This is a genomic window from Kitasatospora sp. NPDC053057 (assembly GCF_044546945.1).
Classification (GTDB): Bacteria; Actinomycetota; Actinomycetes; order Streptomycetales; family Streptomycetaceae; genus Kitasatospora.
The window spans coordinates 1-24,595 of sequence record NZ_JBITZP010000051.1 but is presented as its reverse complement, the minus strand read 5'-3'; the positions used below and the strand labels follow the sequence as shown (position 1 = coordinate 24,595).

31 protein-coding genes and 2 pseudogenes are annotated in these 24,595 nt (G+C 71.3%); 20 read left to right on the top strand and 13 right to left on the bottom strand.

Annotated features, from left to right (window positions below):
- The 3 genes from ACIG5E_RS34325 to ACIG5E_RS34315 all read right to left on the bottom strand — a co-directional run.
- Positions 1–300: hypothetical protein (locus ACIG5E_RS34325; RefSeq protein ID WP_396540285.1), on the bottom strand; the 300-nt coding region annotated here is incomplete at its 3' end.
- 223 nt (positions 301–523) lie between these two features.
- Positions 524–739 carry a DUF397 domain-containing protein gene (locus ACIG5E_RS34320; protein WP_396540283.1) on the bottom strand — a complete coding sequence of 72 codons (216 nt, stop codon included), beginning with the start codon at positions 737–739 and terminating at the stop codon, positions 524–526.
- Positions 736–1,602 carry a DUF5753 domain-containing protein gene (locus ACIG5E_RS34315; RefSeq protein ID WP_396540281.1) on the bottom strand — a complete coding sequence of 289 codons (867 nt, stop codon included), beginning with the start codon at positions 1,600–1,602 and terminating at the stop codon, positions 736–738. The genes ACIG5E_RS34320 and ACIG5E_RS34315 overlap by 4 nt, the downstream gene beginning before the upstream one ends.
- A 208-nt stretch (positions 1,603–1,810) precedes the next feature.
- Between ACIG5E_RS34315 and ACIG5E_RS34310 the strand changes: the two genes are divergently transcribed.
- From ACIG5E_RS34310 to ACIG5E_RS34295, 4 genes are all read left to right on the top strand, one after another.
- On the top strand, positions 1,811–2,227 hold the full coding sequence (locus ACIG5E_RS34310) for an ATP-binding protein (protein WP_396540279.1): 417 nt from the start codon (positions 1,811–1,813) through the stop codon (positions 2,225–2,227).
- A gap of 169 nt (positions 2,228–2,396) precedes the next feature.
- A complete protein-coding gene (locus ACIG5E_RS34305; protein ID WP_396540277.1) occupies positions 2,397–2,792 on the top strand; it encodes a hypothetical protein in 396 nt (131 codons plus the stop codon).
- Complete coding sequence (locus tag ACIG5E_RS34300) at positions 2,789–3,241, top strand: hypothetical protein (RefSeq protein WP_396540275.1); 453 nt, start codon at positions 2,789–2,791, stop codon at positions 3,239–3,241. The genes ACIG5E_RS34305 and ACIG5E_RS34300 overlap by 4 nt, the downstream gene beginning before the upstream one ends.
- Positions 3,238–4,167, top strand: a complete 930-nt coding sequence (locus ACIG5E_RS34295; RefSeq protein WP_396540273.1) for a protein-L-isoaspartate O-methyltransferase — start codon at positions 3,238–3,240, stop codon at positions 4,165–4,167. Before ACIG5E_RS34300 ends, ACIG5E_RS34295 begins: the two co-directional genes overlap by 4 nt.
- Before the next feature lie 14 nt (positions 4,168–4,181).
- On the opposite strand, the gene ACIG5E_RS34290 is transcribed toward ACIG5E_RS34295, so the two are convergent.
- Positions 4,182–5,489: a M14 family zinc carboxypeptidase gene (locus ACIG5E_RS34290; RefSeq protein WP_396540271.1), complete on the bottom strand. Its 1,308-nt coding sequence runs from the start codon at positions 5,487–5,489 to the stop codon at positions 4,182–4,184.
- A 184-nt stretch (positions 5,490–5,673) separates the two neighbouring features.
- On the opposite strand from ACIG5E_RS34290, the gene ACIG5E_RS34285 reads away from it, so the two are divergent.
- The 4 genes and pseudogenes from ACIG5E_RS34285 to ACIG5E_RS34270 all read left to right on the top strand — a co-directional run bounded on the left by ACIG5E_RS34285 (position 5,674) and on the right by ACIG5E_RS34270 (position 7,471).
- Positions 5,674–5,799 (top strand): hypothetical protein, encoded by a 126-nt coding sequence (locus tag ACIG5E_RS34285; protein ID WP_380419543.1) that lies wholly within the window; start codon positions 5,674–5,676, stop codon positions 5,797–5,799.
- An 80-nt stretch (positions 5,800–5,879) separates the two neighbouring features.
- A pseudogene (locus tag ACIG5E_RS34280) lies at positions 5,880–6,044 on the top strand (hypothetical protein); the annotation flags it as partial.
- A gap of 171 nt (positions 6,045–6,215) precedes the next feature.
- Complete coding sequence (locus tag ACIG5E_RS34275; RefSeq protein WP_396540336.1) at positions 6,216–7,007, top strand: HesA/MoeB/ThiF family protein; 792 nt, start codon at positions 6,216–6,218, stop codon at positions 7,005–7,007.
- Complete coding sequence (locus ACIG5E_RS34270) at positions 7,004–7,471, top strand: hypothetical protein (protein ID WP_396540269.1); 468 nt, start codon at positions 7,004–7,006, stop codon at positions 7,469–7,471. The genes ACIG5E_RS34275 and ACIG5E_RS34270 overlap by 4 nt, the downstream gene beginning before the upstream one ends.
- 72 nt (positions 7,472–7,543) lie before the next feature.
- On the opposite strand, the gene ACIG5E_RS34265 is transcribed toward ACIG5E_RS34270, so the two are convergent.
- From ACIG5E_RS34265 to ACIG5E_RS34235, 7 genes are all read right to left on the bottom strand, one after another.
- Positions 7,544–7,885 carry a hypothetical protein gene (locus ACIG5E_RS34265; RefSeq protein ID WP_396540267.1) on the bottom strand — a complete coding sequence of 114 codons (342 nt, stop codon included), beginning with the start codon at positions 7,883–7,885 and terminating at the stop codon, positions 7,544–7,546.
- Positions 7,882–8,163, bottom strand: coding sequence for a hypothetical protein (locus ACIG5E_RS34260; RefSeq protein ID WP_396540265.1), 282 nt, complete (start codon positions 8,161–8,163; stop codon positions 7,882–7,884). The genes ACIG5E_RS34265 and ACIG5E_RS34260 overlap by 4 nt, the downstream gene beginning before the upstream one ends.
- Positions 8,164–8,468: 305 nt before the next feature.
- The gene (locus ACIG5E_RS34255) at positions 8,469–8,783 is read right to left on the bottom strand and encodes a hypothetical protein (protein ID WP_396540263.1); all 315 of its coding nucleotides are present in this window, start codon (positions 8,781–8,783) and stop codon (positions 8,469–8,471) included.
- A gap of 558 nt (positions 8,784–9,341) precedes the next feature.
- Positions 9,342–9,989: a hypothetical protein gene (locus ACIG5E_RS34250; protein WP_396540261.1), complete on the bottom strand. Its 648-nt coding sequence runs from the start codon at positions 9,987–9,989 to the stop codon at positions 9,342–9,344.
- 154 nt (positions 9,990–10,143) lie between these two features.
- Positions 10,144–10,581, bottom strand: coding sequence for a hypothetical protein (locus tag ACIG5E_RS34245; protein ID WP_396540259.1), 438 nt, complete (start codon positions 10,579–10,581; stop codon positions 10,144–10,146).
- Positions 10,578–10,883, bottom strand: coding sequence for a hypothetical protein (locus ACIG5E_RS34240; protein WP_396540257.1), 306 nt, complete (start codon positions 10,881–10,883; stop codon positions 10,578–10,580). The genes ACIG5E_RS34245 and ACIG5E_RS34240 overlap by 4 nt, the downstream gene beginning before the upstream one ends.
- Positions 10,883–11,497, bottom strand: coding sequence for a 3'-5' exonuclease (locus tag ACIG5E_RS34235; protein ID WP_396540255.1), 615 nt, complete (start codon positions 11,495–11,497; stop codon positions 10,883–10,885). The genes ACIG5E_RS34240 and ACIG5E_RS34235 overlap by 1 nt, the downstream gene beginning before the upstream one ends.
- Positions 11,498–11,654: 157 nt before the next feature.
- Between ACIG5E_RS34235 and ACIG5E_RS34230 the strand changes: the two genes are divergently transcribed.
- The gene (locus ACIG5E_RS34230; protein WP_396540253.1) at positions 11,655–11,963 is read left to right on the top strand and encodes a hypothetical protein; all 309 of its coding nucleotides are present in this window, start codon (positions 11,655–11,657) and stop codon (positions 11,961–11,963) included.
- 465 nt (positions 11,964–12,428) lie between these two features.
- Here the strand turns inward: ACIG5E_RS34230 and ACIG5E_RS34225 are convergent, their stop codons facing one another.
- Positions 12,429–13,007 (bottom strand): hypothetical protein, encoded by a 579-nt coding sequence (locus tag ACIG5E_RS34225; protein WP_396540251.1) that lies wholly within the window; start codon positions 13,005–13,007, stop codon positions 12,429–12,431.
- An 80-nt stretch (positions 13,008–13,087) separates the two neighbouring features.
- Positions 13,088–13,381 carry a hypothetical protein gene (locus tag ACIG5E_RS34220; protein ID WP_396540249.1) on the bottom strand — a complete coding sequence of 98 codons (294 nt, stop codon included), beginning with the start codon at positions 13,379–13,381 and terminating at the stop codon, positions 13,088–13,090.
- 556 nt (positions 13,382–13,937) lie between these two features.
- Here ACIG5E_RS34220 and ACIG5E_RS34215 point away from each other — a divergent pair.
- The 11 genes and pseudogenes from ACIG5E_RS34215 to ACIG5E_RS34165 all read left to right on the top strand — a co-directional run.
- Entirely contained in the window at positions 13,938–14,297 is a 360-nt protein-coding gene (locus ACIG5E_RS34215; protein WP_396540247.1) for a hypothetical protein, read from the top strand.
- Positions 14,298–14,387: 90 nt separating this feature from the next.
- Positions 14,388–14,933 carry a hypothetical protein gene (locus ACIG5E_RS34210; protein ID WP_396540245.1) on the top strand — a complete coding sequence of 182 codons (546 nt, stop codon included), beginning with the start codon at positions 14,388–14,390 and terminating at the stop codon, positions 14,931–14,933.
- Between the two features lie 202 nt (positions 14,934–15,135).
- Entirely contained in the window at positions 15,136–15,696 is a 561-nt protein-coding gene (locus ACIG5E_RS34205; RefSeq protein ID WP_396540243.1) for a hypothetical protein, read from the top strand.
- Positions 15,697–15,773: 77 nt separating this feature from the next.
- Positions 15,774–16,073 carry a hypothetical protein gene (locus tag ACIG5E_RS34200; RefSeq protein WP_396540241.1) on the top strand — a complete coding sequence of 100 codons (300 nt, stop codon included), beginning with the start codon at positions 15,774–15,776 and terminating at the stop codon, positions 16,071–16,073.
- Positions 16,070–16,309 (top strand): hypothetical protein, encoded by a 240-nt coding sequence (locus ACIG5E_RS34195; RefSeq protein ID WP_396540239.1) that lies wholly within the window; start codon positions 16,070–16,072, stop codon positions 16,307–16,309. Before ACIG5E_RS34200 ends, ACIG5E_RS34195 begins: the two co-directional genes overlap by 4 nt.
- A gap of 87 nt (positions 16,310–16,396) precedes the next feature.
- The gene (locus ACIG5E_RS34190) at positions 16,397–17,011 is read left to right on the top strand and encodes a hypothetical protein (protein WP_396540237.1); all 615 of its coding nucleotides are present in this window, start codon (positions 16,397–16,399) and stop codon (positions 17,009–17,011) included.
- 196 nt (positions 17,012–17,207) lie between these two features.
- Positions 17,208–18,902: a hypothetical protein gene (locus ACIG5E_RS34185; protein ID WP_396540235.1), complete on the top strand. Its 1,695-nt coding sequence runs from the start codon at positions 17,208–17,210 to the stop codon at positions 18,900–18,902.
- An 87-nt stretch (positions 18,903–18,989) separates the two neighbouring features.
- The gene (locus ACIG5E_RS34180) at positions 18,990–19,451 is read left to right on the top strand and encodes a hypothetical protein (protein WP_396540233.1); all 462 of its coding nucleotides are present in this window, start codon (positions 18,990–18,992) and stop codon (positions 19,449–19,451) included.
- Between the two features lie 281 nt (positions 19,452–19,732).
- Entirely contained in the window at positions 19,733–20,335 is a 603-nt protein-coding gene (locus ACIG5E_RS34175; RefSeq protein WP_396540231.1) for a hypothetical protein, read from the top strand.
- A 1,125-nt stretch (positions 20,336–21,460) separates the two neighbouring features.
- Entirely contained in the window at positions 21,461–22,933 is a 1,473-nt protein-coding gene (locus tag ACIG5E_RS34170) for a hypothetical protein (protein ID WP_396540229.1), read from the top strand.
- 999 nt (positions 22,934–23,932) lie between these two features.
- A pseudogene (locus ACIG5E_RS34165) lies at positions 23,933–24,595 on the top strand (hypothetical protein); the annotation flags it as partial.

The window sequence follows — 24,595 nt, the reverse complement described above, 5'->3', positions numbered from 1 at the left end:
CGGGCCGAGCTCGCGCGGGTCGAGGAGGAGTCGACGGCCGCTGTCGCCGAGCACCAGGCCGCCGCCGAGCAGGCACAGCAGGAGCTCGCCCAGGCCCGTCGGGAGCCGGAGGACCAGTCCCAGGCCCACCGGGCCGAGCTCGCGCGGGTCGAGGAGGAGTCGACGGCCGCTGTCGCCGAGCACCAGGCCGCCGCCGAGCAGGCACAGCAGGAGCTCGCCCAGGCCCGCCGCGGATTCGAGGCGGGGGTGGGCAGGGCATTGCGGGCGCGACTTGCCCAGGTCGAGGCACGGTCGGCCCATCAGGAGGACGGTGTGGTGACCGCCTCGGTTGCCGACGCGGTGACCAGCACGACGGCCACCAGGACTAAGCGGAGCCAGCCGAAGCGAACCCCGCGCGCGCGTCGGCGATAGCGCAGCCGGCTGTAGCAACGCGGAAGGGCCGACCTCCCAGGTCGGCCCTTCCGGTTTGTTCAGCTATCAACTCGCCTACGTGCGAATGAAATTCCCGCGTTCGTCCCGGACCTCAGACCGGGAAATCACCGTTACCGGCGCCCTGTGCAAATTGGTTCCACACTGACCGGGGGAAGATCAGCGCGGGCCCGTCCGGATTTTTCGAGTCCCGAACTGCCACGCTACCGTCCGGCAAGTCTGCGACTTCTACACAGTTGTTATTATTCCCGGAATAGGTGGACTTCCTCCATTTGAGACTGGCGGCGGAAGCGGATTTAATGTACGTCACTGTCGTGCCATTTCTGTCAATGCTGTGCGGATCAAAGTGCGGGAATCGTTGACGCCCGACGCTGCCGAGTTGAGGCGTCGAAACAGCGTGGTGTAGGTCTCTACGTCGTGACTTTCTTCGTAGTACACCGTACTGGTAGGGGAGTCCGTGTAAACCACGTCAGACTCGTACTGCCCGGGAAAGCTCATGATGACGAACGGGCCGTACAGGCAGGAGTTCATCGGGTCGGCCCGCGGGAGAACCTGCAGCTCAATGTTGGGTTCCTCGCTGGCGTCGAGGAGGAACCGCAACTGCTGCTGCATTATCTCCGGTCCGCCCACCTGCGTGTACAGGATTGACTCGGAGAGGACGACCCATAGTTGCAGTGGGTTGGCACGGGCCAAAACTTTCCGCCGCTCGGCTCGGACATTGACCTGAGTTTCGACTGCCTCCTCCGAGGCGTCGGGAGCCTGCAGTCGAATCAGAGCGCGGGTGTAGTCGGGGATTTGAAGGAGCCCCGGTACTAGGTGGGTCTCTACGTTGTAGATTTCCGAGGCGTCCAACTCCACCGTCACGTAGGCGGCGTATGCGGAGGCGATGGCGTCGGAATATCGGCTCCACCAACCCTTTTGGTTCGAGCTCTTGGCCAGCGTCTCCAGTTGGGCCCTGGTGGTTGGGTCGGTGACGCCGTAGAGATCGAGCAGGGTGCGCAGGTCGAGCAGTCGGATTCCGGATTGCGCGTTCTCCAGACGCGTCATTTTGGATTCCGCGCAATCCAGGGCGGCCGCGGCGTCAGCGTGTTTGAGGCCAGCCTCAGTCCGAAGATCTTTCAGTGTTCGGGCGAGCCGCCGCTGTCGGATCGTGGGGCTGTTGTTGATCGGCAACTTTGTGAGCCTTCCTTGGCGGTACGGGCCAGTCTGCCCGCTCCTGTCGGAGTACACAACGAACGTACGTACTCCCGAAAGTAGGGACCTTGCACTGTGGTAGTTCGATGGTGCAGAGTATCCACTGTCGCCACGTGCTGTGATTGATCCATCACGCCTAGTGGATCTTGATTGCGCGTCAGCCCCGGTTACCCGTCGGAGGGGACCTATGTCGGGAGTACGTGAGAGTCAGGCGAGGTATCAGCGCCACCCGTCGGCAGTCAAGGCAGCCCGCTTTCGTGCGGCAGAACTCACAGAGGAGTGGGGGCTGCAACCCCACGCGGATGACGTGCAGTTGATCCTCTCCGAGGTACTGACCAACGCCGTTCGGCACGGCGCAGGGCGTCAGGTAGCCGTGTCGTACCACCTGGACGCCGCCCGCTTGCGGGTCGAGGTCCGGGACCAGGGCGATGCGATCCCCTGCCCGCGATCCGCAGACGGAGAGGCCGAGGACGGCCGCGGCCTGATGATCGTTCAGGGCTTGGCGAGCCGATGGGGCGTCAACGATCGCGTGATCGGCAAAGCCGTGTGGTTCGAAATCGACGTTCCGCCGGTGCCGGCGACGAACGAGCCGTCGGCCACCTAGACCGCCGGCCCGGCGCGGTCGTCCCCCGCGACCCCCGGACCGGCTCACCGCGGCGTGTAGTTCCCCCTCACGCCGCCGGCCGCCCCGTCGCTCCGTGTCCACAACACCGCGGCGGGGTGGCCAACCCGAACAACTACCAGGAGCCCCCCCAGCGAGGAGCCGAGCCCCCATGCTGCAGCTGTTATACCCGCTCCCCCCGACCCAGCCGGCCCCGCGGCCGGCGCCCACGGTGGTGGACGGCCCGTACGAGTGCGCCATCGACGAGCGGCCCAGCGCCCACCCCACCCCCACGCTGTTGAGTCGCACCCGGGCGAAGACCTCTTGGCTCGCCGCGTGGTGGCTGCAGCTGCAGGCCCAGCAACTTGCGGCCCAGCTGCCGCCCGCACTGGCCGCGCCGGTTCTGGCCTGGCTCGCCGACGAGGCCGAGCAGGCGCACGTCCGCCGCCGGCTCGCCGTTCGCGAGCCCTACATGCTGACGGTGGTCGGCATGGGCGTTGAGCACCGGTTCAGCGTGAAGCTCTGGCAGTCCCGCGGCGAAGCGGTGGTGGAGGTGAAGCGGAGATGACCCCCGCCACCCTGACCGCCCCGGCCGCCTACGCCGTGCCGTGGTCGCTGGAGATGCTGCGGTGGCTATACCCGCCGGCCGTACCGGGCGGAATCGCGCTCCGCTTCACCCGCCGACGCGGCCGAAACCGGCGCGAAGTCGAGGCCGAGCAGTGCCCGTCGGTGCGGACCCCCGGCCAGGCCATGCGGGCGATGCGGCGCGTGACGCTGGCCTATGGCGTGATGATGACGCCCCGCAGCCGGGCCGCCGCCCACCGATGGAACGACGACATGGAAGAGCTGTGCGCGGCTCTGGCCGCCCTCTCCAACCGCCGCCCCTACCGGCGCAGTTGGATGCTGCGGAACGGGGACGTGATCACCGTTGCCGTGATCCCCGCGACCGCCGCCACCACCCAACGAGCGTACCCCGCAGCGGAGTTCACCCCGCAGTACGGAGAGGCCCCCCGATGAAGTCCAGGAAAGTAGACCCCGCGCACGCCGCCGAGGAGGCGCCGACCGGGCTTCCCGAGTACCTGACGGCCGTGGTCCGTCCCGGGGACCGGGTGCTGCAGATCGGTCCGGGAACGGCCGCGGTCGAGCTCGCCGCGCGGACCCGTCGGCCGGTCGTCAGCGTCCACAGCTCGCTCGCCCATGTCGAAGACGTCCGGGCAGCGCTTGGTCCGCGCGGCCGCTCGACCGGCGTGGTGGACGCCCAGGTGGGTGACCTGTTCGAGGGCCGGCCCGACGCGTCCCCCTTCGATCTTGTTGTGGTGACTGCGGGCGTCCGCGGTCTCTCCCCGGGGTGGCTGGACCAGCTCGCCCCCGGCGGGGTGGTCGTCGCGCCCGTCGCCCTCGGAGGTCTGCACCCGTGGGTGCTGGTCGGCCCGCACGCGCGCGATGGTCTGCTGTACGGGCGCGTGCTCGCGGTGGACCCGCCGGCCGACGCCCCGCCGGCGGCCGCCGGCCGGCTGTACGAGCCGCGGTCGACGCCCGAGTGGGAGCCGCCGGCCCAGGATGCCGAACCCGTGTGGCTGGGGCCGCTGTCGCCGCGACCCAGGCCCGTACGATTCCTGGACCTGTGGCTGTGGCTCGCCGGTGCGGACGACCGGATCACCGCAGCCGAGACCGGCGTCACCGGCTGGGGACCCGGATGCGCTGTGGCCGCCGGCCCCCACGCGGTGTACGTGCGTCCCAATGGCATCTGGGCGACCGATGTCGAGCCGGTGACGATGACGTTGCACCAGGTGCTTGCCGAGCACGTCCGGCGCTGGCTGATCCAGCGCCAGCCCCAGGCCAACGAGATGACATGTCATATCAACCGGCCGCCAACAGGCACCGACAGGCTGTTGACGGCTGCAGGCTGGACGGTCGGTCGGCCGGTCACCCTGCCCCGGTGAGCACTCACCAGCGCCTACCGGGCGAGGTCGACCGCCGCCAGCGCCGCGCAGGCCTGCACCGCTACCAGACGCCGCAGCTCCAACGGCGCGATGTTCAGCCCCTGCCCGCACTGCCGGGCCCGCTCAGCCAGCACCCCGTGCAGACGCCTGCGGACGCTTGCGTCGATCCGGCCGGGCGCCTCCAGCGCGGAGCGCAACGCCATCCCGGCACAGCGCAGGGTCAGCATGACGCGGGAGTAATGCGCCTCGGCGAGTTCGGCAGCCGGCACCGTGCCGGAGTCGGCGGCGCGCTCGCGCCAGGAGCGGGCGACGGTGTCGGCGATTGCGACGGTGTCGGCGGCCGCCCGTCCGAATACGTCGTCCAAGTGGCCCGCTTCCGCCATCAACTGCCGCACCTCGGCGACCTCCCCCGTCAGTGCCTCGGCCAGAGCGGCGAGAGCGACCGGAGCAGAGTCCTCGAAGACCCTCCCGGCCCGCCAGCGGGGCACCTCCGGGAGGACTGTCAGCGCGCCGTGCTTGGCGGCGTGGTGGGTCAGGTGCGCGCCGTACGCGGGCGTCTCCTGTTCATGGTCACGGATCATCAGGTCCGCCACCGGAGGCATTTGGAACACGCCGGGGCCGAGCACAGGCCACCCGACGACATCGGACGGTGCTGCCTCGGCGACCGGAAGGCCGTGCCGTGCCGCGACGGCCGCCAGCTGCCCGGCCAGGCCCGGCACGTCGCGGCTCGCCACAAAGAACGGGGCGCCGAACTCCGCGTTATGCAGGCTGACGACGACGGCGGGCACCAGCTCGTCCACCAGGTCGGCCAACGCCTCATTCTCCGGCAGCCCGAAACGGTGGACCCCGCCCCGGAACGGAATCGGGAATGTCCATTCCGGCTGTTCCGCCATCGCCGGACGGTAGAAATAGCGGTGCTGGTTGAACAGGTCGAGCGGGCCGCTCGTCCAATCCGCATTCAGGGCCGCCCCGTCCGGGTCCACACACGGCAGGAAATGCCACGAAACACCATCACGCAGTTCCGGCCGTGCCACCACCAGCTCCGCCAAGAACCTCACCGTCGCATACCCCACCGGCTCGTTCGGATGCGGGCCGCCGACCACCAGCACGGACCGCCCGCCCGCCCCGACCGACAGCACCTTAAGCGCCCGCCCCCCGCGTGACGTGCCGATCCGCCGCAGCCGGCACAGCCCCGGCGCCCGCCGGGCCAGCCCGCCCAGCCACTCCGCCAGATCCTCCACCGAGGGCACCAGCGCCCCGCCCGGCACCAGCTCCGCATAGCCGGACAGCCGCTCATCCAGATCCGAAAGGACACCAGCCACCGAAAACGCCCCTTTCAAAACCGGGCCGGAAATACTCCGGCCCGGAATAAAGTGCTGCCCGAAAATGGCTGCGGAAAATCATTCGAGAAATTCCCGAAAACCCCTTCCGCTGGGGAGTGGGTGAATGCTTCCATAGATTCCGGCGAATCCGCCACCACCCAATCAGAGAGACAGGAGGACGTCCATGGACGCCATCCAGAACCACGCCACCACCGCGGCCATCGACCCGGAGGAGACCGAGCAGGACGAGACCGGGCTGCGGCCGGCCACTGACGGCGAGCTGCTGGGCCTTACCGTCTCCGGCCAGTAGCGCACCGGCACAACCCCACGACGGGCCCGGCCTATGGCCGGGCCCGTCCCGTCCCCGCCCGCCCCCGACCGGAGGAACCGGTGAACCACCCTCGTTTGCGCCGAGAACATCAGCCCACCATCCGGCCGGACGGCTGCATCCAGATCGGTGCGCTCCCTGGTCTTGCGAGCATCCTGCCCGATCCCGATAGCTGGCGCTGGTCTCTCCTCCAGTTCCTGGACGGCACCCGCACGCTGGCCGAGGTCCAACGGGTGATGACGACCGAGCACCCGAACGTCCCCGCGGTCGCGGTCACGGCACTGGTCGCCGACCTGGCCAGGGCCGGCCACCTCCAGGACGCGCCCCCCACCGCACCACCTTCGGACGTGGCTCCCTCCGTTGTCCGGCGTCATCCCCGTACCGTCGAGTACTGGGAGATGATCGACCGGCAGCCCAGCCGCACCGGATGGGACATCCAACAGATGCTCGGCAGGGCCACTGTTGCTGTTGTCGGCGTCGGCGGAACCGGCATGCAGGCCGCGGCAGTGCTGGCCGCCGCCGGAATCGGCAGCCTGATCCTGGCCGACCCCGACCGGCTGGAAGAGTCCAACCTCAGCCGCCAGCCCCTCTACACCAAGGCCGACATCGGCCGGTACAAGGTCCACGCGGCACGTGACCGGCTGATGGAACGCCACGATCTCGAAGTCCTCACGAACCCCAAACAAGTCACCCGCCGGGCCGAGTTTGTCCACCTGATGCTCGCCTGTGATCTGCTCATCCTGGCGGCCGACGAGCCTGCAGGGCTGCGGCTGGACGCCAACCGCGCCAGCCTGTTCACCTCCTGTCCCTGGGTTGACCCCGGCTACCACGGTCCAGTCATCAGCACCACCCTGTACGTGCCCGGCACCGGCGCCCCGTGCTGGGAGTGTCTGCGTCACGCCGACGCCATCGCCCACGGGCTGCCCGGCATCCACGCCGATGTCCCGCCCGCGGCCCTGCCCCGGACCCTTGGTCACCCCGTCACCTCGGTCACCGCGAGCCTTGCCGGGACCTACGCCGCGCATGCCGCGATCACGCACCTCACCGGCACCCGCGAGGTGGCGTCCGCCACCGTCTACCGGCACAGCCTCATCGCCCCCGCCGGCCACCCCCTCCCCCCAATCACCCACCCGCGCAACCCCCACTGCCCCTCTTGCGGCCCCAACCAGCAACAGGAGAATGCAAGTTGAGCGATATCACCCCCGTCTCCACCCTGGCGCTGCCTGTGGCAATCCCGGCCCTGCCCGCCGCCCTGGCAGCTCCACACCCGGCCGCCCGAGCCCTGCAGAACGACGTCACCCAGGCCGCCGGCACGCTCCGAGCGATGCAGCAGCGCGGCCGCCTGCAGGACGACGAGGCGGACGTGGCCGTGGTCGCCTACACGGCCGTGGTCTGTACCGGCGTGACTGCGGCGACGACCCTGCAAACCGCCGCGGACTGGGCCCTGCAGGCCCCCAACGCCGAGGTGCACAGCATCGCTTGGGCGCGCATCCCCGGCCACCGGGACGGCGTGAGCGAGTACTGCCTCACCATGGCCGTCAGCTACCAGGACCCGGAGACCGGCGAGTACACCGGCGACACCCACCATGCCGCCGGACCGATGGCACACGTCGTGGTCAGCAGCACCGACAGCGAGGAGCCGGCTGCCGGCTGATCCCCGGACGCGAACGGCGGGCCGTCCCCGAGGTGGGGGCCGGCCCGCCGTTGTGTTCGTCGAGGAACTGGTTCAGCGTCCCTTGGGGCCGCGGATGCTGGTCACGGTGATGGCCGGCGGGTCGGTGTGCGCGCTGACCATGTAGGTCACGGCCAGGGAGCCGGCCAGCAGAGCCACGCGGTCGTCCTCAGCGCCGGCGGTCCGGGCCAGGGTCAGGCCGCCGAACGGGTCGGCGCCCAGATCGTCCAGGGCCGTCAGCAGCTCGCCCAGCGCGGTGCCAGCCAGCAGGGCGGCCACCGCCGGGCCGTCGAGGGAGCCGGCGGGCAGGTGGGCGAGCCGTTCGGCGCCGTCGAGCTCCAGCAGCTGCCGCCGGGCGTGGTCGGTGAAGACCGCCCGGTACGGGCGGCGGGTCACCGGGGGTCCGCCAGGACCGGAAAGATGGCGTCGAGGCCATGCACCCTTTCCGTGCCAGCCCGTACGGCCGCGGTCGCGGCGTCGACCTCCGGATCGGTGGCCGTCTGCGCGACCGCGCCCCACAGCGCCACCATGGCGAACAAGTCCTCTGCTTCGGTGCCGTCGAGGGCGGCGCGGAAGTCGTGGTGACGGTCGGCCGGCAGGGCCCGCCGGATGGCGCCGGGTGTGCGCGGCCGGTCGATCGGCCCGGTTGGCTGGTCGCTCGGCTGTGCGGTCATGGTCCCCTCCGGTGCTGCAGGCTGGCACCAGCCTACGCCCGCCCGGGCCGCACCGTCAGGCACTCCACCGACCGCCAGCCAGGCCCCCGAGCCACGTGCCGAAGCCGGCCGCGGCGGGGCGGGGCAGAACAAGCCGATCGGGTGGTGGCCGGGGGTGCCGGGGCCGCCGGGCCGTGGCCGGCCCGGCTCCCGGGGCACCGTAGCGGCGTGCGCACGGGTGTCCCTCCCGGGCGGCGCGCATTCGGTGGCCGAGCTCACCGACCACGACCAGGACGCCGCCGCCAGAAGAAGAGGGGGAGAAGAGGTCACCTGCCGTCTCCCCAGGCCGAGCCGCCGCCGTACAGCGGATCAGCCGCGATCTCCGCCCGCAGAATCTCCGCCCGGCAGTCCCGGCAGACCGTCGACCGGCCCCGGGAGGGCGGGCACCGGTAGCAGCCGGGGCCGTGCGCGCAGTACGAGCAGCCCGGATCGTGGTCGACGCGGCCGCGGCCGAGGAGCGGTTGCCGGAGCCACGTCACCTGTAGGTCCCGGAGTCGGCCGTGGTCGTCCCACAGCGGCGAGGCCCGGGCGACCAGCGGGCAGCAGAGCGTCCCGGAGGCGCCGGGCAGCGTGGCCGCCACGCCATTTATCTGGTGTTGGTGAAAGTTCTTGCAGCTCAGGGGCATGATCGCGTTGTAAGGCAAGTAAGGCACGCGCCTCGGGGTGGACGTACCGTGGAGGCATGGCCGGGCGGGAACGCCGGTGCGCGTACTGCTGGAACCCGCTACGCGCAGGTGCGCGGAGCGACGCCCGGTACTGCTCGGCGCGGTGCAAGGCAGCGGCACGCCGTAGGCGACGTCACCTGCTTGAGGCCGTCGCCATCGGCCTGTGGTTCACCCAGGGCATCGAGACCGAGCACGTGGTGCGCTGCCCCGCCTGCGGCCGGCGCTTCGCCCACAAGCACGGCCACCGCCGGGACGCCGTGTACTGCTGCGGCGCCTGCAGGCAGGCGGCGTACCGGGCCCGGAAGGCCGAGCGGGTACGCGAAGCCGTAACGGCAGGGCCCGGTGTTACGGATACGGGAACCGGCTACACGCCGCTGACCAGCAGAAATGGCGAGGCAAAGATGACCTCGGAGGGCACCTCGCAAATGATCACGCGGTAAGTGTTGCGGCGGTTCGGCCGAAATCCCGCAACACTTACCCGCCCAGGGCGGCCCACTGGGCTCCGATGTCACCGATCTCGTCGTCTTCGACCGGACCGCGGTCCGGCGCACAGCACCACCGCTGGGTTCCCCAGCGCGCGGCGAGGGCCGTCGACGCCTCCGCGTGCAGGCCGAGCAGGCCGGCGGCGGTGTGCGCTGTTCCGGAGTACGTGTTCACCAAGGAGGCCGCCGCGGCGAGCACGCTGGTGTCCGCCCGGCAGATCGGCCCGTCTGCGGCACCCTTGCACAGCGACTCCGCCAGGTCGCCCGGCGGCGGGGCCTCGTAGCCGACGGCGTTCACCAGAAGGTGACGCCCGGAACCGGGGCGCTGATGGAACATCATGCGGAGAAGGTGCTCGGCCGGGGTGGCCGCCAAGCTCGCCACCGCCACATAGCGCGCGACGCTCTGACGGGTGGGCCGATCGACCGGCACCGCCATCTCCATCTGCACCGTGTCCACCCCCGGGTGGCGCTGACACGCCCGCCTCACCGCCACCAGCTGAGCGTGCGTCGGCTCCACCACCCCGTACACGGTCTGGGCCAGCGAGCGGGCGGTCAGGAAGGGCGGCCAGGGCTCGGAGGTTCGCACCTCGGCCAGCCGATCGGTGATGGCGCGCTGGACGGCGCCGGGTCCTCGACTCACACAGGTAAGTGTTGCAGCGTTGCGAGCGCCCCGCCGCAACACTTACCGCCCCGCCGGGCCGTTCGAGCAAGCTGGCTGCCGTGGCCTACTTGCCTGACAACCCATCAGATATCTGTAAGGCACGGACCCATCAGGCCGACTTGGATTACTTGCCTTACAGCTCCTGAGCACCCCAGATAACCAGGTACACCAAGCCGTCCGGCAGGCGGTCGACGGAGTGGACGGCGCCATGCAGCGTCATCTGCAGCACGCCGTCCCGGCCCCAGGACGCCCCGTGCAGGGACCAGTCCGAGAGCTCCACCCGCGACGGCCGGCCGTGGACGTCCGCCACGTCGAGCACCGCCAGGTCCACCGACGACGGCCAGGACAGCAGCGAGGGCAGCGGCCACTCCGTGCGGAGCACCGGCGCCAGCCCGAGAACAGCCCGCACCGTACGGTCCGTGCAGCAGTCGGCGCAGATCACCGTCCGCGCCGGGCCGTCCCCGAGGAACCGCGGGGGCTGCCCCGGCCGGATCAGCTGGCCGAGGCAACGCGGGCAGACGGCGGCCGGGCGGCCCGCCGTCGAGGTGGCCGCCGAGGCCGAGGTGGTCACCGGGAGCCGCCGGGCGGCAGAGCGCGCCGGCCGCTGCCGACCCGGGGCCTGGTGGCGCGCGGGCGGTCCGTCCGTTCCGCCCGGACCCACACCGGCCCCGGGCCGCCGGTGGTCGAGCTGCCAGTGGTCGACCCGGCCGACAGCGACACGTCGAAGACCAGCCGGCCGCCGCCCCCGCGGTGGCCCAGCCGCGTGGTGTCGCCCACCACCAGGTCCGGGCAGGCCCGCAGGGCCTGCAGCATCAGCTCAAGGACGCGGTCCACCCGGCCGCTGTCGTCCCCCATCAGCCGCACCTGCACCATCAGGCCGTCACCCTCTCCCCAGCGTGGTCGAACTCCCCACCCGGGGCCGGCACGAGGCCGTGCCGGCGTGACATCGTCTCCAACACACTGATGACGGCCCGGCAATCGCCGAGCGCCCGGTGTCCGCCCCCGAGCGGCTGCCACCGGTTGTTGCCCCAGTAGTCCGACCAGTCCCCCACGAAGTCGCTGTAGGGGATCATCACGTCTTCGAAGTGCATGCTGTCCAGCCAGGCCGCCGCGCTCGCCTCCGGGTCCGAGTGCCCCTCAGCCCGGTAGTGCCGGGTCAGCTCCCAGCGCAGCCGGCCCACGTCGTACGACGCGTTGTAGATCAGCACCCGGCGGCCCGTCAGCGCTCCGGTCAGCTGCACCAGCACGTCGCCGAAGGCCCGTTGCCCCTTCACCATCGAGCTGTCGATGCCGTGGATTGCGGCTGCTTCGTGAGGGATCGGCACCCCCGGGTCCAGCAGGACGTCCACCAGGACGTCCCCGCCGGTCGTGATGACAGCCAGTTCCACGATGGACGAATCCGATTCCAGCCCCGTCGTCTCGGTGTCCAGGACGACAGCACGCGGATCGGCCAACGCCTCCGCCGCCCACGCCTCCAGCCGCTCCACCTCCAACGCCCGGGCCCTCAGCCGCTCTTTCTCCCACTCCTCCCGACGGGCCTCCTCCTCCGCCCACCGGGCCCTCAGCGCGGCGTCCTGGGCAGCCCGTTCCGCCTCTCGCCGCTCAGCACACGGCGGGCACCAGCGCGGCCGCCAGTACGCCCCCGTGAACCGGTTCGCACGCCGCCAGGCCCGTGCCTCCCGCAGCGTCGCCACCCGCACCGTGCACCCCTCCCCCGAGCAGACCACCGCCCCCGCCAGCCACGCGGCGTCTGCCTCCCGCCGCGCGGCCGCCGCCGCCCTCCGGCACTCCGCGCACAACCGCCGCGACCAATACCGATCCCGCACCGACGGGAACGGCCGTCCCTTCGGCCGCTGCCGCCCGCACCCCCCGCACGTCCGCAGCCGCAACCGCTTCTCCGCTGCCTCCGCCCGCTCCCGGCACACCCCACACCGCGCGCCCCGCACGATGTAGTCCCGCACCACCGCGCACACCGGACACGTCCGCCGGGCCGCCATCTGCTGCTTCAACTTCGAGGGCAGCGGCTTCATCCGCACGGCCCCCGCCGGGTCGTACAACGCTCGTTGCTCGTACCGCCGCCCACTCGCGTAGTACTCCGTGATGACGTACGCCACCGGCAGCTGACCCGGCGCCGGCTTCAACCGGTACTGCTCGCCAAGCTGAGTCTTCGTCCGCAGCCCCGCCGGCGCCTTCCCCGAGTCGTACACCGGCACCCCGCCGTCCCACCGCCGCGGCTCCCCACGCGGCACCAAACCATCGCCCAACACCACAGCCACACTCCTTTCCAGGAAACGAAGCACACCAACAGAGATACCGGCAAAACGCCCGCAAAGCAAGTAATTCAGGAAAACCGAACCTGAATCCGAAACGCGCCTTATCGATAACGCGCGCGAAGCCGGGAGACTTAATGGAGATCCATTAATTTCCCTCCGGCGCCGACTCGCGGGGCCCGCTCGCGCCCCGTGGGTACAGGTCCAAGGCCTCCCGTACGATCCGGGCCGGCGAGTAGAGCCGGGCCACCAGGTCCTCGCGGACCTCCCACAACTCCTCTGGCGTGTCGACCGCCAGGCGGATGCCCAGCCGGTCCAGCTCCCGGAACGGTCCCTCGCTCACCCGCCACGAGGCAGTCCGCAGCTGTGCCACCAGGTCAGACGGCAGGGCATAGTTACGCTGCCTCAGGCCCCCGACGCGCGGACCGGGCCACCGGCCTGATAGCTCCATCTCCAATTCCTCCTCCTCCCGAAGTGGTGCCCACGGTCCCGCCAAGTCGTCCTCCTCCAGCCGTCGGCGCACCGACGCCGCCACCAGGCTCTCCACCGGAGGCCACCAATCCGCCTGCACCCGCGCCACCTCCAACCGCGCTTCCAGCCGGCTCATCCCCTCCCTCTCCAATTCCTCCCGATAAGCGATCTTCTCCGCTCGGTGCTGCCGCTCACGCAACAGAAACCGGCCCGCCTGAGTGGCGGTAATGCACACGGTGATCTTCCTTTTCTCCATCGCTTCATCCTCCGAGGAAATATATGGAGATCCATTAATCTCGGCCAGACGGCGCGAAGCCGGGCGGCGGTGATTGGGGATCAGTTCGCGGTGGCGGTGTGCGGCTGTGCGGCCGCAGCTTGGGCCACGGTGGCGTGCAGGTCGTCCCAGAAGTCGCGGTCGGCGCCGACGTCGCCGGCGACCCACAGTCGGGCCGAGGTGGCGTTGGCTGCGTGTGCCCACTGTCGGGAGGTCTGGCCGGAGGTGGCGGCCGCGGCGGCCTGCAGCGCGGGGACCAGCTGGCCGAGGGCCAGCGGGCCTGACACTGGGGTCAGCCACCCGCCGGCCGCGTGTTCCAGCCGCGCCAGGATGTCGGGGATGTACTCGCCGTGCACAGCCCCAGCCTGGCACAGCCAAGCGGCCGGAGCCCACGGACCGTCAACACCGCGGTGGTGACTTCCGGCGGGAGGGTGCATCGGTGCGGGTCAGGGCGATTCGCCTCCGGCGCGGACCACCCAGCAGAGGGGAGGGGGCGTCTGTGCACGGGTGCCCCGTGCGTCGTGGTGCGGGTTCGGACCGGCGGGGGTCTTCCCTCCGAGGGCGTCACCGGAGGCTCGCATGGAACCCCGGGGACCTACGAAGGACGCTCGCAAGCTCGCGCCGGCAAGCCGGTCGCGCAAGCGCGATCCTCCTCCGGCCCCCGGGAACCCATGCAAGGGCGGAGCCTGCCGCCCTCGGAGGGAAGACCCCCGCTCAGCCCGAACCCTGGGGCGGGTGGTCAGCCGGCCGCGTGCCGAGCGCTCACCACGGCGCAAAAACCCGTTCTGACCAGGCCTTTTGCGGCCCCGCCACCTTGCCATTGAGCGTCATTTGCCGTAAACTAAATGATGTCGAGAGGGGGAGGGAACGGCACCCCCGAACCCCTCGGATCCCACCAACCAGGAGGCAGCAGTGGACATCATCGTGTGGCAGGAGTCGTGCGAGTGCGGCGGTAACTTCCTCGGCTACACCGAGGAGCCGTGCCGGCCCGACTGTGCCGGCTACCTGCCCGACGAGGTGGAGACCGCCAAGGCCCGCCTGTTCGCCACCGCCGACCGTGGCCACGACGGCACCACCCGGATGGTGTTCATGAACAACGGTGGCCGCAGCAAGCTGATGCCGCTTGACCACGACGGCCGCGCGGTGGCCCTGGCCCCCGTGCTCCACCGGCGGATCGGCGCCCAGGTGGTCGAGGCCGCCCACGTCTACGCCCGCACCGCCTACGGCGCCCGCCGCAACTGGCCGGCCCGCTTCACCGTCGAGCGCAGCTGACCACCACCACGACAGCCCCCGGGGCCGGCCGGCACCCGGCCCCGGGGCGCCCACTTCCCACCAACTCCACCACTCGAAGGAGCACCCACCATGCGCAGCCTGTCCCCTCTCCACGCCCCCGTCCCGAAGTCGATCCGGCTCGCCACCGTCCAGGACGTCCGCCGCGGCGCCGAACCCGGCACCTACACCGAGGAGGACGTGGAGCTGGTGTTGGTCGAGATGACCAACGCCCAGGTGGACGAGTGGGAGTGGCTCACCGAGGCGGTGTTCCCGTGGGGATCGTGCGCGCCGCGCGGCACGATGGTCTACGAGCAGGCCGACGGCAAGTTGCTGGGCATCATGTTCACCGCCGGCCGCGGCACCGGGTGGCACGTCGAGCACTACGACCCCATTTGGCTGGGCGACTACGAGGCCGTACCGTTTGCCGGCCCGAAGGGCACCGCCCGCACCGAGCGCATGGCGCTGCAGCAGCTGTTCAACGCCCGCCGGGCCGCAGGGTGGCGCTTGATGCTGCGGCAGCAGCAGCGGGAGGCCGAGCGCGCCGCCGCCGAGCAGGCCCGCCGGGACGCCGAGCAGGCCGAGCGCGAGGCCGCCGAGAAGCGCCAGGCGTACTACCAGCGCCTGTTCGCTGCCTGACACCAGCGCCACATGAGGGGCCGACGGGTATCAACCCGTCGGCCCTTTGGCATGTCTGACCAGGCATTTTCTCGGAGGAAAGAGGCGTCTCACCTTGCCATTGAGCGTCATTTGCCGTAAACTAAATGATGTCGAGAGGGGGAGGGAGCGGCACCCCCGAACCCTCTCGACTCCCACCAACAACTCCCGAAGGGAAACGGCAATGACCGACCAGACCACCACCGCCCCCGCCTACACCGACGACGAGGTGGAGCGCGCCACCGCGCTGTTCATCGAGAACCAGTTGGAGCCGGCCGCCAAGCGCACCGGCCGCCCGCTCGCCCACCTGATGAACGAGGTGTCCGACGACCTGTTCGGCGCGTGGGTGCTCGTCTACATGATGGCCGGCCGCGCCGCCGACCGGGGCGAGATCACCCCCGACCGCGTGGTGTCCCACGCGAGCGTGTTGTTCGTCGGTGCCCTGCGCAAGCTGCCGGGCCGCGAGGCCATGGCCGCCGCTGTCGTGAGCGCCATCTACCACGGGGCCCGCGCCGCCGCCGGAGTCGAGGACGACCAGTACGCCGCCGACCGCGCGGTGGTCGAGGCGGACATGCGGGCCGCCCAGTTGCTGCCGTTCGACGCCTACGCCGGATTCCTGGCCCAGTACGGGACCAAGCTCCGGCAGCTCGCGGAGAAGCACACCGCGCCGGAGGCGGCCTACCTCGTACTGCGGGACCACGCGGACGCGGTACTGGCCCAGCTCAACGGCGACGACGACCAGTAGCCCCGCCGGCCGCGGGGCGGAACGGCACCCCGCCCCGCGGCCGCACCTTCCCACCAACACACCATCAGGAGAACGAGTTGACGATCACGTACGAGTTCGAGGAGAAGGCGGACCGGGAGCTCACCGAGGGCATGGCGCCCGACGGAACCCACGCGGTCTACGCCGAGTGCGAAGGCGACATCATCGCCCGCCTGTTGTGGAACCCGGAGACGGGCGTGGTCGAGTCGGTCACGGTCGAACACGTCTGGAAGCGCCAGGGCATCGCCACGACCCTGTGGCACGAAGCCACCATGCAGGCCATCATGCGCGGACTCACCAAGCCCCGGCACGGCGAGTACTGGACCGAGGCCGGCCGCGCGTGGGCGGACTCGCTGTGACCGCCGCCGTGGCCGACCACCGCCGCATCCTGGACCAGCTGCCCACCTCCCAGCTCCGCCGGCTCCACACCGAGCTCCGCGCCCGCATCGAGGCGCACGCGGAGCCCGGCCAGCCGGCCCCGATCCGGGACACGATGCGCCGGATCGAGGAGGAGGCCCGCCGCCGCAAGGTCGCGCTGTGCACGGCGTGCAGCGGCACCTACGGCGTGCACACCGAACACTGCCCCCACCGGTAGCCGGTCCGACCGACACCACCCCGGGGAAGCGGGAACGGCACCCCCGCTTCCCCGGGCCACCCCACCAACCGAAGGAAGGCGCCACCGATGAAGAAGACCACCACCGCACGCGTGACCCGGGTCCAGCGCGAGGCGATGACCGCGGCCGCCGCCGAGTGGCTGGGCAAGCTGTCCGGCTCGCTCGCCGGCGTGACGCTCGACTCCCTGGTGTCCAAGCGCCTGGCCTACGAAGGCGACAACCGGGGCCGCCGGATCGGCCCCGCCCGCCTGGCCGGCTACACCGGATTCTCGTCCTACTACCTCACCCGCGAGGCTTACAGGGTGCTGGGCATGCCGATCTTCCGGACGTGCGCCCACTGCGTTCACGGCACCTTCGTGCCAGCCGACGAGCCTCAGTGCTGGCGCTGCACCACCCCCGAGTGCCGCCGACGCATCACCCGCAGCGAGCTGCAGCTGACGGACCAGCAGTACCCCGAGGTCCGGGACGGCCGGTTGGCCATCGTCACCAAGGCCGCCGAGATGACCGGTACCCCGGGCGCCGACGCCGGCGTGTGCGACCAGTGCGGAGTCCTTGTCGTGTGGGACCGCAGCGGCCGCCGCATCCACGACGAGTACGGCGAGTACTGGTGCAGCACCACCCGCCGACAGGCCGGCCGCAACCCCAACGGCACCAGCGCGGTTCACGTGCGCGCCGCCGGCTGATCAGCCCCGCCGACCACGGCCCCCAACCCCCACGGTTGGGGGCCGTTCGCGCGCCAATTCGAGCCCTGACCAGCCGATTTGGAGGCTCGCCAGCTTGCCAATGAGCGTGTTTTGCCGTATCCTAAATGCCGTCGGGATGGGGAGGGAACGGCACCCCCGAACCGCTCGACTCCCACCAGCGAAGGAGCACAGCACCATGGCGAAGACCGCCCGAATCTGCCACTACACCCCGGCCGAGGTGGCCGAGCTCGCCGCCGCGGAGCACCCCGTGATGGTCCAGCTGGTCACCGGCCAGCCCGGCCGGTGGACCAGCACCGGCGCCGCCCTCACCGGCACCATGACCACCCCGGCCGCCATGCTCAACCCCGCCCACGTCGCCGCCCCGGCCGTCGAGGGGCTGTTGGCCGCCGAGGTCACCGTGGCCGCCGAGCTCGCCCAGGCCAGCGTCCGCCCGATCATGCCCGCGATCGCCGACCCCTACCGTCCCCGCCGCGGTGAGGCCGCCGTGCGGCTGGTCGGTCATATCGTCGGAGTCGGCCGGCGCGTCACCGCGCGGCTGGAGTTCAGCGACACCAGCAAGCGCGGACCCGAGCGGCGCCGGCTCGCCGTCTCCCTCGCGGCTTACTACGACGTGGAGTTCGAGCGCGTGGTCACGTGGCACCACCGCGACATCGACACCGGTTACGCCTACGACGAGCAGGGCCGCATGCACGGCACCAGCCGCCGCGAGGAGTACGCCAAGCACTCCCACGGCCACGGCCGCACCGACGCCCGGGTGTGGGGCGAAGCGGAGGCGGTGGCCAAGTTCTGCGCGGTACTGCCGATCGTGTTGGAGGAGATCGACCGGCTGTCCCTCGCGTGGGGCAAGCGGGTGTCCGCATGGCTCACCAGCCCGGCCGGCGAGCACTACACCACCCCGCGCGAGCGCCGCGGCACCGTCGCCAAGGCTCGCCGCGAGTTCGCCGAAACGCTGGCTCACTGCCTCGGCCGGCACGGCTCGCCGGCCGGGGTCCGTGAGGAAGTCGACCCGGGTCGGTCCCTGCCCTACCAGGCCCGTTCCGCCGCCATCGAGAAGTTCGAGGAGATCGGCGGGTCCGAGTGGTTGGAGCAGTGGCAGCGCCCCCAGACCGAGGCCGTATACGAGCGGTGCGCGGCCCTGGCCGGTCACCTGGCTGCCCACATCCAGGAGGAGCGCACCAAGGCCGCGGCCGCCGCCGAACGGGACCGGATCGAGCAGCGGGTGGCCGCCGAGGCCGCGGCCGCCGCCGAGATCGCCGCCCAGGACGCCGCCCACCGCACCATCGTGTTGACCGAGGAGGAGATGGCCCAGCTGGACACCGCCGCCGCCCACGTCGAGCCGGCCGAGACCGAGGAGCCCGCCACCGATCACCGGGAACTCCCGCTCACCGAGCCGGCCCACCAGGTCGAGCCGGTGGCGGAGACCGCGGCCGATCTGCGCGCCAAGGCCGCCATCCTGCAGCAGCTGGACGCCCCCAGCGCGGCCGCCCTGTTGCTGGCCCGGGCCGAGGAGCTGGAAGCCGCCGAGCTCGCCGAGCACCAGGCCGACCAGGACCAGCCCGCCGACGAGGCAGACCCCATCGAGGCCCGGGTGGACCAGCCGTTGAGCACGGACGGCACCGGCGCGCGGACCCGACGGCCCCTGAGGAAGTCGACCGCCCGCCCGCGGAGGCCGTGGCGCCGCCCCTCCGACGGCGCCGACCTGTTCCCCGGCGCGGAGGCGGCGCGGCTGGACAACGCGCCCCAGTCGCTGGACCACGTGCCGGTCCACCCCGGCCGCGGCACCGTCGCGGACCGACACACGGCCAGCACCGGCACCGGCACCCCGAGCGGCCGCCCGGGCCGGCTGTTGCGCCTGACTCTGGCTGCCTAGCAGCCCCCACAGACCCCCGTCCCGGGGCCGGTCGGCACCCAGCCCCGGGAAGGCATTTCCCACCAACACCGAGTCACGGAGAACGAGTTGAGCACCCACGAGACGTACGGCGAGCGCGCCGCCGAGGCCCTGGCCCAGTACAACAACGAGGCCCCGGACGACATGCTGACGCTCACCACCGCCGACCGCATCCACTACGGCACCGCGGCACTGCAGGCCATCACGGCCCGCCGGTTCGCCACCCGCCACCAGGCCGCGCGCGACTTCCGCGCGCTGGTCGCCGACCTGTTCCACCTCGCGCACGGCCGGATCACCGCCGGCGGTCTGTGGCTCGCCGCCCAGGAGATCCGCCACCACCGTCCCGGCGTCGAGCACAGCGTCACCGTGCTGCGGGCGGTGGAGGTGGACCAGTGCGCCGCCTTGCTGGCCGCGCTGGTCGAGGCCGCCCAGGCCCACGGCATCGAGACGGCCGAGCTGTTCAGCGCGGCCCGCGCGCAGTTCGAGGCCGAGAACGAGGCCGCCGACCGCAGCCGGCACGCCGCGGCGTAGGCCGCCCCGGGCCGGCGGTCTCTGCCCCGTGCGGGTAGAGGCCGCCGGCTCTTGTCCGCGGACAACGCGAAGGGCCGGCGGACACTCCCGAAGGAGTGCGGCACCCACCGGCCCTACATGCTTCCCACCAACGGCCCGAAGACCAGGAAGCACCCCCAGTGTAGTGCGACCGTTCGAGCCGGCCGACCAGCTCAGCCCCCGGCCGCCGCCGCCCGTATCCTCACCACCAGCACCACGGCCGCCCGCGCGGGTCCGGCCCTGATCAGGAAGAGACCCGACCGATGATCCAGCACGGCCGAACCGCCACCGACGTGACCGGAGTCGCCAAGCTCGCCGGCATGTCCGTGCAGACATGGCGCCGCAACCGGCACGCCGAGTTCGTGAAGGCCGTCGAGCCGTTGGCCTGCAGCAAGAAGCCGTTGCTGTACGACGTCGAGCAGGCCCAGGCGTTCATCGACGGTCAGCCTATTCCCGCGCTGCCCGACAAGCCGGCCGAGCACCCGGCCGACCTGTTGACCGATGCCGAGGTGGCCGAAGTGGCCGGCATCAAGCCGTCCACCGTCCGCGACGAGGCTGCCGACGGCCGCATGGACAGGGGCACCGAGGTGGCCGGCCGCCGGTTCTGGACCCGCGCGGAAGCCGAAGCCCGGCGCGACCGGCCGGCCGAGGCACGCCAGTACCGCGGCCGCACCCCGGGCAGTAAGAACAAGGCCCCGCGCGAGCGGCCCACCGACGAGCGCGCCGCCGAGGTGGCTGCCGAACTTGCTGCAGCCGAGGCCGGCGCACGTGGGCCCGTCACCGCTGCCGAGCTTGCCGAGCGGTACGGCGTCAGCATCCGCACGGCCGAGCGCGCGATCATCCGGGCCCAGGAGCTCAGCGAGTGACCGGCCCCCAGGTCGAGCACGAGGGTTGACCGTCGTCCCGTGGCGGGTACCGCCGGCCGCGCGGGGATGAGTACCCGTACTCATGCCCCCCGGCCGGAACCCCAGGAGGATGGCCCCGTGCGCGTGATCAACAAGGGGCCCTGCAGCCCGTCAACTAGGTGCCAAAAGTCGCCGTTTGAGGCACGGACGGGCATGCCGGAGAAGACCCGAAGCCAGCGCCACCACATCAACGAGCCCGGCGGGCCAAGGGAAGCGGGCACTCGCCACGATTCGCCCAATAGGACAAAAGGGAAAAACAGCCGCAATCTGACGTGCCGTCAACCCGACTCCCGGAAAAAAGATCGCGCCACGCCGTCAAAGTTGTGCACCACAACACTCCGGCGCACTAGGATCTTGCCTATGGCAGCACCACGAGGACGTCAGCAGCGCGGAAGGTCGGGTGAGTTCCCCCCGGACCGGCCGATCCTTGCGACTGCCCGGCTGGCCCCTGGTGACCCACTCCGCCCCGGATTCGAGCAGCTGGTTAGGTCGATGGGGGTGTCGGGCGCCGAGGTTGTGCGCATTGCCCTGCAGTCGCTGATTGAGCATCACCGGCCGGTGGTCCGCCATCACGAGGAGGCAGGGACCATGACGTAGCCGACCCGGCCTCGGACGCTCTGCCCGCCGAAACTCCTACCCGGCGGTTGGTCTCCGAAGCCTCACCGGGGTCTCAGCTCACTCCGGTTCCTACACCTCAGCTGAGATTCCCCATACCACCCAGAGAGCAGTTCAGACGACGGTCTGGTTTCCTAGGCCAGTCGCCGCCCTTTTACGCCCTGGAGCCCTGCCATCGTAGCGCAGACCAGCGGCGGCGGTACCCCCAGCCCTGGCCCCGGTGTGTCCTCACGGGGTCACTTTGTCGATAATTCCGCCCCGCAAATCGAACATGTGAGCGCAACGCGCGCGGCCGTTCTCCGCGTTCCCGTGATCTCCCCGGACACGTGGTGCCGAGTGGTCGCGCTCCGGCATGCCCGCGGTGAGCTGCCCCAGCGACTCCACCGGTTCGCCAAGTTCCTGACCAACAAGGACGTTTGCCCGCGTTCCGGCCGGATCATCGGACGCGTCGAGTTCGGCCAGGACGGCGGAATGAGGCTCGCGGAGCTGTACGCGGAGAAGTACCAACTTGCCCTCGGCGCGTTCTGGGACGACATGAAGCTCGCCAAGGCCGCCGGCTTCGTCGAGCGGGTGGTGGCGCCGGCCCCCGGCCGCTTCGCCGTGTACGCGCTCTGCCTCGTCCCCGCCGCGATCCCCCAGCACCTGCCCGAGGACCTGACGCGGCGACTCCGGGTCTGGCAGCTGCCCGACGTCGAGTCCAACGGCCACGAGGACACCACGGTGGGCCACCTGACGGCCGGCGAGGCCCCGGCGTGGACCGAGGCGGAGGCCGAGCCGGTGGTGGTCGAGCTGACGAGCCACCAGGCCGCCGATCTGCAGGCCGCCCCCCGGTGGGAGCACCCGGCCGGAACCCCGGCTGCAGACGCGGCTGTGAGGCTCGCCGAGGCCATGCGCAGGGCCGCCGAGGAAGACCGGCCCCGGGACTGGCGGTGCGTCGCCACGACGGAGCCCAAGAGCGTCGGCGACCGCATCACCGACCGCCTGAACAAGCTTGCTGGAGTAGGACCCGAAACGTCTCCCCTATACGCGAAGGGTGTTTATCCCCATGTGGGTTGTTTGTCTGACGGTAGTACGGGGCTGATGCCGCGAAACTTCATGGGACAAGATCAAAGGACGCGCCAAAGGGGCGCGGGCCTGCCCTGGGGCGGTGGGGACGACTACCGCGTCGTTGCCCAGAGGGTCCTACAAACCTCTTGGCGGTCGTGGAGGGCCCAACTGGGGCGCGGCCGGAAGATTTTGCCGTCCGGCACATGGGGGGCCGATGGTGAGTGGCTGCAGGGCTCCGGCACTCAGTGGGCCGACCTGTTGCGCGTGATCGAGAAGGCGTTGCACCGGTCCACCGAGCAGGAGTTGGTCCACCTGCTCACCGGGGGCATCCGCAGCGCGGACAACCTTGGCCGGCTCGCGGCCTGGCGGCTGTGGAAGCTGATCAACACCCGCCGCGACGCCCACGGCTACGGCCCCCGGCCGAAGGAGCACATCCGGACCCAGTACGACGACCTGGACCCCGCCCAGATCACCCGGTACGCCGAGCTCGCCGAGCAGGCCCGCCAGCAGCCGGTCCCCCGCGACGAACGGGCCGCCGTGGCCCACGCCGCCACCGCCGCCGCGCAGGCCGAGGCCGCCCGCCGGGCCGCCGAGGACGAGGCCCTGCGACGCGAACAGTACGAGCGGTGGGGCATCAAGCGCGCCGAGGCCGCCGCCGAGCTCGCCGCCCGCCCCGCCGTGCCGGTGCCCGACGGCAGCGACCAGCCGCGCGACATGGCCCAGGTTCAGGCCGCCGCAGTCGAGCGGGCCCGGCTCGACCGCGCCAGCCGGCCGCTCAACCCGTCGGCGCCCAGCCCCCGGGCCCAGGCCGACCGCCAGGCCGAGACCGAGCGCGCCCGCGCCAGCTGGAACGTCCGGCTCGCCCGGTGGCTCCACGAGCAGGAGACCACCAACTGACCGCCCCCGAGGCCGGCGGAGGTGGCGACGCACACTAGGACCGCCGGCCGGCTGGGCCCAGCAACACGCCCGGGTGAATCCTGCCGCTGATCACCGGCCAGGTGCGGTACGCTCGGCAGAGCAAGCCACCGGAGGGCACCGACACCGCGACAGCGGAACGAAACCCCCCCACCGGCTCGCCGGAGCAGGTGCCCCGAGACCTCAGCCCGCGGGTTCGAGCGACGAGGCCCCGCCGCCACCGAGAGAGAACCCGGAAAGAACGGTGTCTCTCGTACCGGTGCGGTAGACAAGTGGGCGAAGGCCCCCGGCGAAGGCAAGGGGTAACGCGCCCCCGAGCATGACCGCGGTGAGAAGCCGACCCCTGAATGGCGATCCGAACCTTTCCTTTTCGAGTTTCCGACATACCGTTAACGGTATGTCGGAAACTCTGGGCGGACCCGGCTCCGAGGGGATGGACGACTTTCCGGAGTTTTCGACATGTCATTAACGGTATGTCGAAAACTCCCCTAAAGTGGTGCCCATGAGGGACGATCGGGGTTCAGGGCGAGCGGCCCGCGCGCGCGGGCCTCGGTCAGTCGCCCTCAGCGCTGACTGCCGCCCGGGTGGCAGTCCGGTCCGCGGCCCTTGCGCTGTCGGTGGGCCCGCCCGTGCTGGTGGACAACAGGCCGGCCCTTGTCGGCGCCGAGCACCCGGTTCCCGCCCCGGCGGCGGGGCCACGCGTCGCGGACGTCGCGCGCAAGGGGTGGTCCAGGTTGCTGCCCATGCACCGACCGTACGCCCGTTGAGGGGTGCTGACCACCAGTGCGCCACGGCGTGTCGGCCCACAGGCAGGCCGGATGGATTTCGCCCGCCGGGTGCAGGGGCGGGACGATCGACCCCGACGCGCACGACACATCAGGACCGTCCTGGCGACCGCCGCGGTCGTCAGGCGTTTCGAACCGCTCTGGGGTTCGGCCGCGTGGCCGGCCTGCGGGCATTTCCCGAAGGAGAGGCAGCAGCGTGACCGAGCAATGGCAGGAGCCTGGGGACGAGGACGAGGACGAGGGCCAGGGCGTGCGCGTTGGCACGGTCGAGGACGAGGCCCCGTTCGGCTACTGGCAGCAGGGATGCCAGTGGTGCGGGAAGCCGATCCCGAAGGAGAAGGAGAACGCGACCGGCCGGCCGCCGTCCTACTGCACTAACAACAACAAGGCGTGCCTGAACGAGTCGCGCGCCAGCCGGGCCCGCGCCGCCAACTCCCCCGGCTTGCCCGGCCAGTTGGTGCGGATCGAGAACACCGCGGACCGGCTGATTCAGCAGGGCATGGACCTGCGGGACGCCGTGCTGCAGGTGACGAGCCCCCAGGGCGTCGAGGCCCGCATCAGTGCGGCCCGCGCCGAAGCGCAGACCGCGATTGCCCAGGCGAATGCCGCCGCCGCCGCGGCCCAGGCCGCCGAGGCCGCCGCTCAGGCCCAGGCCCAGGCGGAGCGCGAGCAGGCCCAGGCCGCGACCGCCGCGGCCGAGCAGGCCGAGGAGCGGCGCCGTACGGCCGCCGCCCAGCGCGACGAGGCGACCACCGACGCCGCCGAGGCGCGGGAGGCGGCCGAGGCTGCGGCGGCGGCTCAGCGGGTGGCCGAGGGCCGGCAGCGCGAGGCCGAGGCCGGGCGGGCCGAGGCCGAGCGG